Source organism: Asticcacaulis sp. (genome assembly GCF_020217185.1).
Classification (GTDB): Bacteria; Pseudomonadota; Alphaproteobacteria; order Caulobacterales; family Caulobacteraceae; genus Asticcacaulis.
Genome location: NZ_JAIWNX010000272.1, coordinates 1 through 10,000 on the forward strand (window position 1 = coordinate 1; position 10,000 = coordinate 10,000).

The window sequence follows — 10,000 nt, forward strand, 5'->3', positions numbered from 1 at the left end:
GACGGGTCATGAAAAAGGCCTCCAAATCAGTGGAAGCCTTGAATCACGCATAAGCCAGCTTGAAAACCCAATTTATGAGTTTACGGCCTAGATCGTCGATAAAGCGCCCAATGGGTCATCTCTGGGCAAAAGCCGGAACACCAGAGAACGGTCAGGCGCATAAGCAATTTTCTAGTAACAAGCAGTGACAGACCGCGCTTCATCGTATTCCCCCTGCAGAGCGTAGGTAATCGGCATCGCGTTGTGGGGGGCGACCAAACATTCGGCGATACTCCCGGCTGAACTGCGACGCGCTTTCATAGCCCACGGTGAACCCAGCCGAAGCCGCGCTTAGTCCTTGGCCGACGATCCGGACACGGGCTTCCGTAAGTCTTATCTGCTTTTGATACTGGAGCGGGCTTTGGCCGGAAACCGCTTTAAATCGCCGGTGGAAGACGGACACACTCATGCGGGCGATTTCCGCCATATCTTCTATCGCCAGGTGTTCCGCATAGTGCGTTCGTATCCAGGCCATGGCGCGACGAATATCGGCAAGACGACTCCCCGGCGCAGCAAACTGTCTCAAGACCGCGCCCTGAGGCCCCATCAGAAGGCGCAGTAAAATCTCCTCCTCAAATCGAGCCGCCAGCAGGGGGATCTCCGACGGACGGTCCAGTAGCTCGATCAACCGCCGCCAGGCCTCAAGCAGCGGATCGGAGGCTAGAGCAGAAGTGACTCCGCTGGGAACCGAAGGCTCAGCGACCTCAACCATGTTCAAGAGCAGATTCGCGATTATCTCCGCGTCCAGGTGCAGATTGATCGCCAGATAGGGGCGATTAGGCGTGGCCTCAATGATTTGCGCTACCGCGACCACCTCTGCGGCAACCACCATGCACTCGCCTGCGGCATACCGCCTGAGCTGGTTGCCAAATAGCGTCTGCTTCGCCCCCTGAAGAATTAGGCATACGACTGGCTCGTACACCAGGGGCAACAGGTCTGTCGGCTGTTCGAGCGAGTAAATCTGCACCCGAGGAAGCGGAAGCTCCGATGCCCCTTCTGCGCCTGCGTGCGTCAGCGCGGCTGCCCTGATGTCCGATATGATATCCATACCCTGACTCAAACCAAGGAACAGCGACGCGTCAATAGATAGGCAGGATTAGGCAATTCTCAGGGACGATCAGGCATCGTCATTAGGGCAAGACACCGTCAAGATGACCTCAAGGTCACGAAAGGAAGTGGAGATGTTAAACGTCGTTATTACCGGTGCGAGCGATGGGATCGGCGCGGCGGCGGCGCGGCAGTTGGTAGATCGAGGTCATCAGGTCGTCGTCGTCGGGCGTTCGCAGGCGAAGACTGAGCTATGGCGAAATCCTTGAGGGTGCCCTTTTATGTGACTGACTTCTCTAAACTGTCTGAAGTTTCAGTTTTGGCGGCCCGTCTGAAGGGCCTCGGTCAGATTGATGTGTTAGCGAATAATGCCGGTGGCATTATGGGTAACCGCGAGGTGACGGAAGATGGTTTTGAGAAAACCTTTCAGGTAAACCACCTTGCCCCCTTCCTCTTAACGCGTCTGCTGCTCCCTGACCTGATCACGAGCCGAGCAAAAGTTATTCAGACGGCGAGTGCCGCAGCGAACATGTGGGGGGCCGACTTTGATGTGACCGACCTCAATAACGAACGCGACTATGCGCCGGAGCACGCCTACGGTTGCGCTAAACTCGAAAACATACTGTTCACCAGAGAGCTTCAGCGCCGGTTTGGTGGCTCCGACATAAGTGCGGTTGCCTTTCATCCGGGCGTCGTTCGCTCGGCGTTTGCGTCCGACACCACGCATTTCATGAAATCTATCTATCACTCCCCTCTGAAGTACCTTTTCACGATCAGTTCGGAGAAAAGCGCGAAGAGGCTGGTGCGCCTGGTTGAGGGACGGCCCGGGGCCGACTGGAAGACCGGCGAAGTTTATGACGACCGGAAACCGATGCCGGTTAAGTTTCAAGACGACGGAAGTGTGGCCAAGTCGCTATGGGATAAAAGTGAAGACATGGTCCGGAAATGGGTAAAGTAGCCCTGTTTGAGGAGGCCGATCATGAGCAAAAGCGCCAGAACTATCTACGTTTTCTTCGTCTATATGATCATCTCGGGTGCAGCTTTTGTGTTCGCACCAAATCTTGCGATCGTTCCTCTGGGCTTCCCCGAAGCACACGAGCTTTGGGTTCGCGTTGTCGGGATGCTGACTATCATTCTGGGGTCATACTACGGCGTTATGGCCAGGCACGAGGTTCGGCCCTTTTTCATGGCAACCGTGTATGGGCGCCTTTCTGTCTCCGTGTTTTTTGCCGGGTTTGTTCTGGCAAAACTCGCGCCGCCAATCCTGTTGGGGCTTGGCCTGATTGATCTGCTTGGCGCCATATGGACCTGGCGCGCACTTAGAGATGAAGCCAAATTCGACCTCTTATAGGGAAAAATGGCACAACGCCGGGTCAACAAACTCCAAAAAGCATTGTTTTCCGGCCTGTGTAGTTAATGGTGTCTGACGCAGACGACCATAATGGGCCAGAATGAGCCGACGGCTTCCAGTCAGGTTCGCGCCCACTGCGGACATTAACAAGAGTTTTACATCCGACTTTGTAAGCAGACATCGTGCCGGCGACGGCTCCCTACAAGGCCGATATTTCAATGCCTGGCGGTACTGCAAGCGTTTAAGATTGAGCGCCGATTGAGGTAACGGCCTTGGCCGACGTGACCGAACTTTTTGGCAAACAGACGGTGAATTTGCATCCGCCACCAGCCGGATTACAAACTGCTACTGATCCGCCGTGTGCCGTTATAATCGCCCGCACGACCGCCAGGCCAAGCCCACTGCCCCCCTTGTCGCGGCCTCGGGATTTCTCTCCACGCCAGAACGGGTCGAAGGCCTGCGTCAATCCCTCAGACGGCATGCCAGGACCACCATCTGTGACGACGATAAAAGCCTGCGCTTCGTTCTGACGCACGGATATATGTAAAGGGCCGCCCGGTGCATACTTCATGGCGTTGGTCAGCAAGGCCAGAAAGGCCTGACGCAAGCGGGCGGAATCGGCCTCGACGACGGCTGGCGCTATCGAGAGGCGCGTCTCTATACCGGCTTCCTGAAGATCATCAGCCACCAGTCCGATTGTTTGTTGTACCAGGTCGCCAAGATCAACCGCCTGCTTGTTGAGGGGCACCCGTCCGGGCTCCAGCAGTGACAGAAGCCGCAGGTCCTCTACGATGCGGGTCAGACCATCGACCTGCGCCAGCAACATTGAGATCATCTCCGGCGTAATCTCAAACACGCCATCAGAAACGCCTTGCAATCGGCCCTTCAGGATCGTCAAAGGGGTGCGCAACTCATGCGCGATGGCCGCATTGGCAAAGTGCATCTCGGCCTCAGAGCGTTCCAGCCGATCGGCCAGGCGATTGAAGTCTTCGGCCAATCCCTTCATCTCGCTGTAAACATCAGGAGACGGTGCCGCACGCGCTGTGAGGTCGCCCGCGGCCACGGCACGGATCGCCCGCGCGACCTCCGTCATCGGCGCAGACATGCGCCGCGCCAGCGTCCAGCTGAGAAGAACCCCCACCGGTATGCCAATGGCCAGCATCAGTATCAGAAAGCCTCTATCGGCCCAGTTACTTCCGGCGGCCCCGGCCATAAGTTCGGGGAAATGCGCTTCAATGGCCTCGTAATACAGGAGGCCCAAGACGAGGGCCCCCACAGACATGGTCACGACCAGTATCACCGCCAGCAGCATGACCAGAGCGAAAGCGCTGCGCGGCTTAAGCATGTGTCCGCCCCAGCCGATAGCCAATCCCCCGGACACTCGTCAAAAGATCAGCGGCCCCTGCGGCGACCAGTTTGCGACGCAGATTACTGATGTGGCTGTCCAGTGTGCGGTCGAGCGCTTCGCCTTCGGGCAGGCAGGCATCTATCAGTTCAGAGCGCCGGAAGGCCCGGGTCGGCGTGCGCCCCATGTGGTACAGGATCCGAAACTCGGTAGGTGTCAGGGCGAGGGGTTGCGGCCCCGCCGCCCCCTCTACCAGAGCCTGATGCGCGTCTGTGTCGATGACCAGCGGGCCGACACGCAGGACCGGTGATTGGCGCGACCCGGCACTGCGGCGCAAGATAGTACGGGCGCGGGCAATGACCTCCAGCGGATTGAAGGGCTTGGTTACATAGTCATCCGCGCCCAAACGCAACCCCTGTAACTTGTCGAGGTCTTCGGACAGGGCGGTCACCATAAGCACGGGGGTTTCGGCTTCACGGCGAAGGGTGGCCAAGACCTCGTAGCCATCCATGCCCGGGAGTTTTACATCAAGGACAACAAGGTCCGGCTTCAGTCGCTGGTGGTGGGACAACCCAATCTGAGGGTTCGACGCTGTGACCGTGCGAAAACCGTCCCGCTGGAAATAGGCATCCAGAATGCCCTGTATCTCCGGATCGTCTTCGATGATCAGTACAAGTGGGTTTTGCATGGGTCATATCCTGCCTTTACCCAAGCATCAGGGAAAAACATCTACGGTTCAACCCAATCCCGGTGCCTCCACATATTCTCCACAAACTCTGGGGCTTGTCTGCACACTTTGCGCCTAAGACGGGCCGACGACGCAGACAAAACAGATGCGCGTTTGACTTTGAAAGACGCCCCATGATCCGCCCCGACAGAGTAATGGCCAAGGATACAACCGACAGGACCGCCGGCCGGTTTTTGCAGAACCTGATGCGGAGCAATCTCGCCAGCTTCCTGATTACCTTTGGTCTGCTGGCGCTGGAAAACGCCCTCTTTCTCGCCTACCCCCTCTTCGGCGGCTTTGCCATCAATGCCATCCTGAAGGGCGACGTCCTTGCCGCCTCTGGATATGCCCTGATGGTATTGGGCTTCTGGTCGGTGGGCGCATTGCGTCGCGCGGTGGATACCCGGGTCTTCTCACGGGTCTATGCCCACCTTGCCGCTGATGTCGCACAGGAACAGCACGCGCGTGGGCACAAACCCTCGCGCGTCGTCGCCCGGGTTGATCTGGCCCGAGAGTTCGTCGATTTTTTCGAAGCCCATCTTCCCATGCTGGCGACATCGGTCATCTCGATCTTTGGCGCGGTCGGCATGCTGATGGTTTTGGATATGTGGCTGGGCCTCGCCTGTTCTGTGGCGCTGCTGTTTGTCCTGATTGCCTTTCCGGCCTTTTCGCGCCGGAACGAAAAGCTGCATAACCGCTTCAATAACCAGCTGGAGCGTGGCGTTGACATTCTCTCGACAGGCCGCAGACCGAGAATTCTGAGGCATTTTAACTTGTTGTCGGACCTGCGGGTGCGTCTGTCAGACCTTGAAGCCTGGGCCTATCTCGCCTTGGGCGTCATTGCGGCGCTGCTGTTCCTGACCGCCATCATTGGCCTGTCGCGAAGCGGCCAGACAGATGCGGGGCGCATCTACGCGGTGATGACCTATCTGTGGACCTTCGTGATGAGCCTCGATGAGGCCCCCCGCCTCGCTGACCATATCGCCAAGCTGCGTAACATAGCCCAGCGTCTGGGACAGGCTGGCTGAAGCGTCCTGGCGACGCCTGTATTCCTCACCGGAGATGTTTATCCATGACGACAACGACCTTGACTGCGGATCAGGGCCTGTCCGCAAATCTGCCTGCCTCCGCCCGGACACGGATTGAGGTGCTTGATGCCTTGCGAGGGTTCGCCATCCTGGGGATTTTCCTCATCAATATACCTCTGATGGCACCTGCAGGTGACATGGGGCTAAGAGTTGGAGATGTGCCTTGGTATGACGCCCTGGCTCAAACCGTCACCGATCTGTTCTTCGAGGGGACACAACGCGGCCTGCTGGAAATGCTGTTTGGCGCTGGCATGATGATCCTGACGGCAAAGGCACTAACGGCGGATGGCCCCATCGGCATTGCAGACACCTATCTGCGCCGAAACATGTGGCTGGTCTTGTTTGGCCTTTTGCATATTTTCGTCGTGAGATGGGGCTATGACATCCTGCATGTCTATGGTCTGGCGGCACTGTTTCTGTTTACGTTTCGAACACTGCCGGCGGCCGCAGCGCTGGCTGCTGGGCTCGTCATCGCCGGCTCGCTTCAGTATGCAGCCGCGGCTGGTTATGCACCCGGCGCCCCAAACGGAAGCGGGGCGGCTGAGATCAAGGGCGCCGTTCAGATATGGTATGAGACCGTCAAGGGGCTTGGCCTGTGGATGACGGTCGCCGAAGCTTTCGGCACCATGCTGATCGGCGTGGCCTTGTTTAAGTGGGGCATTATACAGGGGCGAAAGTCCGAGCGATTTTACCTGATGATGATGATACTCGGTTATGGTCTGGGCGCTGCCCTGCGCCTTATGCCCTTAAGCGGTCAAACCTCTCTCTCAGGCGGCCCCTCTCCTTCCGAATTCGGCCGGATCATCATGACGCTTGGCCATGTCGGCATGATGAATTGCCTTTGGAAAACCCGCGTGGGCGTAAGGCTTCTATCTCCGCTACTCGCCGCTGGACGCACCGCCTTTTCATTGTACGTCATGCAAAGCCTGATCGGAATCTGGGTCCTCTGGGCGCCTTGGGGGCCGCTGACCCAACTTAACCTCGGATCGGCCGGCGTCATGGGGGTCGTCATCTGTGTCGTCGCTTTACAAGTCATTCTGGCAAACCTCTGGCTTCGGAAGTTCGATATGGGGCCACTGGAGATGCTGTGGAGACGGCTCGTGAAACTGGCCAGTTGATCCGGATCGAAGCTCGCCGAGCGCAGGGAAACGGCGGCGCTGCGCACCCTTCGGTCCTCATGTCCGCTGCTCACGCGTTGAGACGCGCCGAGCGTGGTGTTTTTCAAGGGTGCTCCTGCCCAAGCTCACGCCGCGAACCTACCTTCGCAGGCATCCGTCGGTGCGGACCGTCTTAGTCGAAAAAACCGACCCGCTGTATCGGAACCTGAAGGATTGGGTGACGCTTGATGGTTTCGACATAGAAATCCATTTGGTGAAGGAAGGCTCGTGCCTTTCACGAGACTCTCGCTCATGCCCAAGCCCTTAATCGCGTGAAGGGTGCGCTGGATCGCCTGAATCAGCGCCTGGAAGCCCTCTATATCGACAAGCTCGACCGCCGAATTAGTGATGCGTTCTATTCTAGAACTTCAAGTCAATGGAAAGAAGAGGCTAGGCGGTGCGAAGATGAGCTTCTAAGGCTTAATGGCGCTGGGGAATCGTACATGGACGAAGGGGTGAGCCTGTTGAAGCTGGTCCAGGACGCTCATTCGATCTTCGAAAAACAAGAGGGAATGGCCCAAAGAAAGCTATTAAATTTCGTCTTCCAGAACTGCATTTGGAAGGATGGCGAGTTGATCGCAGATTTTCGACAACCATTTGATATGCTGCAAGAAACAGCACTGAAATCGTTGAAAAATGAAACCCCGAAAGGGTATGATGATGCAGGAAAAGAAAATTGGCTGGGGAACTAGGACTCGAACCTAGAATGACGGTACCAAAAACCGGAGTGTTACCATTACACCATTCCCCAGCAGGTCTTTAGAAAGTCTTTGAAAGACTTGCTGGCCTCGCTTGTCTCAGCGAGAGGGCGCTTCACTAACCCAAGCTTTTGTGACATGCAATCCCCCCGTTGAAATTTTCCCCAACTTCTCTGGATTTCATGCCCCCTGCCCTTGACCCTGCCGTTCAGACCTATAACCGGCTGATGGCCAACAGCTTCCACCGTTTTACAGGACAGGAAATTGTCGCCAATGCCGCCGGATTGAACGACTCCGAACTGGCCGAAGCCTTGTTCACGGCCCCGCAAGCCATCGTCTCCCACGGGATCGAAGCCGACCCCATCTTTCGTTATGCCAATGCGCAGGCACTCAACCTTTGGGAAATGGACTGGGACACCTTTACCCGTCTGCCTTCGCGCCATTCCGCAGAACCCGACAACGGCATACAGTCCGACCGTAACGCCCTGCTCAAAGCGGCGCTGGCGCAGGGGTATGTCGATCATTATGCCGGTATCCGCGTATCCGCCAGCGGTCGGCGCTTTTACATAGAAGACACCGTCCTGTGGAATGTCGTCGATGAGGCCGGCACCCGTCACGGGCAGGCCGCCTTTATCCGGCGCTGGCGTTTCCTGTAACCATCGCGACATCCCGCCCCCTTTCGTGAGCGCAGGCTTTGTGATAGCTCCCGCCGCATGTCACAGCCGCCCTACGTCATCGCCGCCTTCTATCATTTCTTCGACTTTCCCGATTTCGAAGCGCATCAGGCCCCGCTGCTCGAACGGCTGAAGGCGCTCGGCATCAAGGGATCGCTGCTGATCACCTCTGAAGGCGTCAACTCGACCATGGCCGGCACGCGCGAGGCCATAGACAGTTTCCTGACCTACCTTCAGAGCGAACTGATTGGCGAGCCGATTGTATGGAAGGAGTCCTATGCGGACACCCAGCCCTTCGGCAAGGTGCGCGTGCGCCTGAAGAAAGAGACGATTTCGCTGGGGGAGCCGGTCAACCTCAGCCGCCGTGGCCACTATGTCGAGCCGAAGGACTGGAACGATCTGATCCGCCGTAATGACGTGGTGATCCTCGATACGCGCAATGATTACGAGGTCAATCTGGGCACGTTCAAGGGGGCCATTGACCCGAAAATCCCGACCTTCAAATTTCTGCCCGAATGGACGCGCCAGCACGTCGATCAGCTTAAAGGCAAGAAGATAGCCACCTTCTGCACTGGCGGCATCCGCTGCGAGAAATACACCGCTTGGATGATGGAGAACGGCTTTGACGAGGTCTATCACCTCAAGGGCGGCATTTTGCAGTATTTCGAGGACGTGCCCGCCGAAGAGTCGCTATGGGATGGTGAATGCTTTGTCTTCGATGAGCGTATCGCCGTCGATCATCACCTAAATCCGTCGCAAACCGCCGTGCTCTGCCTTTACTGCGACCACGCCCTGACGGCCGAGGATCAGCAAAGCCCGATGTACCAAAAGGGCGTCTCCTGCCCGCATTGCCACGGCGACCCGAAATATCAGCATGACCGCGAACCGGCCGCAGGTCGCACCAAATTCTGATCTGCGTTCGCCTGCATTACACGGTCTTCATTTGACCTTATTGTAAGGCACGCTATGGTGCGCGCCTGAGTGCGCGTGCGTCGCCCATCGTGGTTCCGGCGCATCTTGATATAGCTGCACCCAATTCGGGGATGACGTTCGTCACATGAAACAGTTTTTCATTACGGTAGCCGCCGTATTCGCCGCCTTTGTGCTGTTCTTCGTCGGTGTGCCCTTCCTGCTCATCACCATGATCGCGGCGGCGTCCAAGCCGACCACACCATCGGCCATCACGCTGGTGGTTGATCTGCGCGAAGGCCTGACGGATCAATCGCGCTCCGATCCCTTCGCCTTCATTACGGGGCGTCCCCTGTCCACCATGGACATCGTCACCTCGCTCTATCACGCCGCCGACGACAGCAAGGTCAAGTCGGTGCTGATCCGCCTCCCCGAAGGCGGACTGATGCCCGCCGCCGCTCAGGAAATTCGCACGGCGGTGCGGTATGTGCGCAGCAAGAACAAGCCGGTCTATGCCCATTCGCAGGGCCTTTATCCCTCGACCATGGTGCTGGCCTCCTACACGGTGGGCACGGCGGCGACCGAATTCTGGATGCAGCCGCGCTCGTCTTTTCAGGTGACCGGCATTGCGACCGAGGAAATGTTCCTCAAGCGCGCCTTTGACAAGTACGGCATCACGCCGCAATTCCAGCAGCGTTATGAGTACAAGAACGCCGTCAACCCCTACCTGCAAAGCGACTTCACCCCGGCACACCGCGAAGCCACCCTGTCGTGGATGGGCTCGGTCTATGACTCGCTGATCAGCGACGCCGCCATCGACCGCAAGGACGCCAAGCTGGACGCCACTAAGCTGAAAACCATTCTCGAAGCCGGTCCCTACAGCGCCGAACAGGCCAAGGAACTGGGCCTGATCACCAATCTGGGTCAGGTGCAGGAGATCGAAGAGGCCGCCAAGGCCAAGGGCG

At 57.6% G+C, this 10,000-nt stretch carries 12 protein-coding genes and 1 tRNA gene; 9 read left to right on the top strand and 4 right to left on the bottom strand.

What is annotated here, in order from left to right; all coding sequences use genetic code 11:
- Positions 1–199: 199 nt before the first annotated feature.
- Positions 200–1,087, bottom strand: coding sequence for an AraC family transcriptional regulator (locus LDL37_RS13770; protein WP_290799359.1), 888 nt, complete (start codon positions 1,085–1,087; stop codon positions 200–202).
- A gap of 133 nt (positions 1,088–1,220) precedes the next feature.
- On the opposite strand from LDL37_RS13770, the gene LDL37_RS13775 reads away from it, so the two are divergent.
- Genes LDL37_RS13775 through LDL37_RS13785 form a run of 3 tightly spaced genes read left to right on the top strand, consistent with a single transcriptional unit; the run spans position 1,221 to position 2,437 of the window.
- Positions 1,221–1,355 carry an SDR family NAD(P)-dependent oxidoreductase gene (locus LDL37_RS13775; RefSeq protein WP_290799361.1) on the top strand — a complete coding sequence of 45 codons (135 nt, stop codon included), beginning with the start codon at positions 1,221–1,223 and terminating at the stop codon, positions 1,353–1,355.
- Complete coding sequence (locus LDL37_RS13780; protein WP_290799363.1) at positions 1,340–2,044, top strand: SDR family NAD(P)-dependent oxidoreductase; 705 nt, start codon at positions 1,340–1,342, stop codon at positions 2,042–2,044. The genes LDL37_RS13775 and LDL37_RS13780 overlap by 16 nt, the downstream gene beginning before the upstream one ends.
- Positions 2,045–2,065: 21 nt before the next feature.
- Positions 2,066–2,437 carry a hypothetical protein gene (locus tag LDL37_RS13785; RefSeq protein ID WP_290799365.1) on the top strand — a complete coding sequence of 124 codons (372 nt, stop codon included), beginning with the start codon at positions 2,066–2,068 and terminating at the stop codon, positions 2,435–2,437.
- A 241-nt stretch (positions 2,438–2,678) separates the two neighbouring features.
- Here the strand turns inward: LDL37_RS13785 and LDL37_RS13790 are convergent, their stop codons facing one another.
- Together LDL37_RS13790 and LDL37_RS13795 are read right to left on the bottom strand one after the other, a co-directional pair.
- Positions 2,679–3,782 (bottom strand): ATP-binding protein, encoded by a 1,104-nt coding sequence (locus tag LDL37_RS13790; protein WP_290799367.1) that lies wholly within the window; start codon positions 3,780–3,782, stop codon positions 2,679–2,681.
- Positions 3,775–4,470, bottom strand: coding sequence for a response regulator (locus LDL37_RS13795; RefSeq protein WP_290799369.1), 696 nt, complete (start codon positions 4,468–4,470; stop codon positions 3,775–3,777). Before LDL37_RS13795 ends, LDL37_RS13790 begins: the two co-directional genes overlap by 8 nt.
- 173 nt (positions 4,471–4,643) lie before the next feature.
- Here LDL37_RS13795 and LDL37_RS13800 point away from each other — a divergent pair, with 173 nt between their 5' ends.
- From LDL37_RS13800 to LDL37_RS13810, 3 genes are all read left to right on the top strand, one after another.
- Positions 4,644–5,537: an ABC transporter six-transmembrane domain-containing protein gene (locus tag LDL37_RS13800; protein WP_290799371.1), complete on the top strand. Its 894-nt coding sequence runs from the start codon at positions 4,644–4,646 to the stop codon at positions 5,535–5,537.
- A gap of 44 nt (positions 5,538–5,581) precedes the next feature.
- Positions 5,582–6,715 (top strand): DUF418 domain-containing protein, encoded by a 1,134-nt coding sequence (locus LDL37_RS13805; protein ID WP_290799373.1) that lies wholly within the window; start codon positions 5,582–5,584, stop codon positions 6,713–6,715.
- A 311-nt stretch (positions 6,716–7,026) separates the two neighbouring features.
- Positions 7,027–7,446, top strand: coding sequence for a hypothetical protein (locus LDL37_RS13810; RefSeq protein ID WP_290799375.1), 420 nt, complete (start codon positions 7,027–7,029; stop codon positions 7,444–7,446).
- On the opposite strand, the gene LDL37_RS13815 is transcribed toward LDL37_RS13810, so the two are convergent.
- Positions 7,432–7,505, bottom strand: a tRNA-Gln gene (locus tag LDL37_RS13815). The genes LDL37_RS13810 and LDL37_RS13815 overlap by 15 nt on opposite strands.
- A 129-nt stretch (positions 7,506–7,634) precedes the next feature.
- On the opposite strand from LDL37_RS13815, the gene LDL37_RS13820 reads away from it, so the two are divergent.
- From LDL37_RS13820 to LDL37_RS13830, 3 genes are all read left to right on the top strand, one after another.
- Positions 7,635–8,108, top strand: a complete 474-nt coding sequence (locus LDL37_RS13820) for an MEKHLA domain-containing protein (protein ID WP_290799377.1) — start codon at positions 7,635–7,637, stop codon at positions 8,106–8,108.
- A gap of 57 nt (positions 8,109–8,165) precedes the next feature.
- Positions 8,166–9,038 carry a rhodanese-related sulfurtransferase gene (locus tag LDL37_RS13825; protein ID WP_290799379.1) on the top strand — a complete coding sequence of 291 codons (873 nt, stop codon included), beginning with the start codon at positions 8,166–8,168 and terminating at the stop codon, positions 9,036–9,038.
- Positions 9,039–9,183: 145 nt separating this feature from the next.
- Positions 9,184–10,000: S49 family peptidase (locus LDL37_RS13830; RefSeq protein WP_290799381.1), on the top strand; the 817-nt coding region annotated here is incomplete at its 3' end.

What these genes read in the sequence shown, in the direction of transcription:
- LDL37_RS13770 (WP_290799359.1), bottom strand. Translation starts at nt 1,087, where the DNA reads ATGGATATCATATCGGACATCAGGGCAGCCGCGCTGACGCACGCAGGC.
- LDL37_RS13775 (WP_290799361.1), top strand. Translation starts at nt 1,221, where the DNA reads ATGTTAAACGTCGTTATTACCGGTGCGAGCGATGGGATCGGCGCGGCG.
- LDL37_RS13780 (WP_290799363.1), top strand. Translation starts at nt 1,340, where the DNA reads ATGGCGAAATCCTTGAGGGTGCCCTTTTATGTGACTGACTTCTCTAAA.
- LDL37_RS13785 (WP_290799365.1), top strand. Translation starts at nt 2,066, where the DNA reads ATGAGCAAAAGCGCCAGAACTATCTACGTTTTCTTCGTCTATATGATC.
- LDL37_RS13790 (WP_290799367.1), bottom strand. Translation starts at nt 3,782, where the DNA reads ATGCTTAAGCCGCGCAGCGCTTTCGCTCTGGTCATGCTGCTGGCGGTG.
- LDL37_RS13795 (WP_290799369.1), bottom strand. Translation starts at nt 4,470, where the DNA reads ATGCAAAACCCACTTGTACTGATCATCGAAGACGATCCGGAGATACAG.
- LDL37_RS13800 (WP_290799371.1), top strand. Translation starts at nt 4,644, where the DNA reads ATGATCCGCCCCGACAGAGTAATGGCCAAGGATACAACCGACAGGACC.
- LDL37_RS13805 (WP_290799373.1), top strand. Translation starts at nt 5,582, where the DNA reads ATGACGACAACGACCTTGACTGCGGATCAGGGCCTGTCCGCAAATCTG.
- LDL37_RS13820 (WP_290799377.1), top strand. Translation starts at nt 7,635, where the DNA reads ATGCCCCCTGCCCTTGACCCTGCCGTTCAGACCTATAACCGGCTGATG.
- LDL37_RS13825 (WP_290799379.1), top strand. Translation starts at nt 8,166, where the DNA reads ATGTCACAGCCGCCCTACGTCATCGCCGCCTTCTATCATTTCTTCGAC.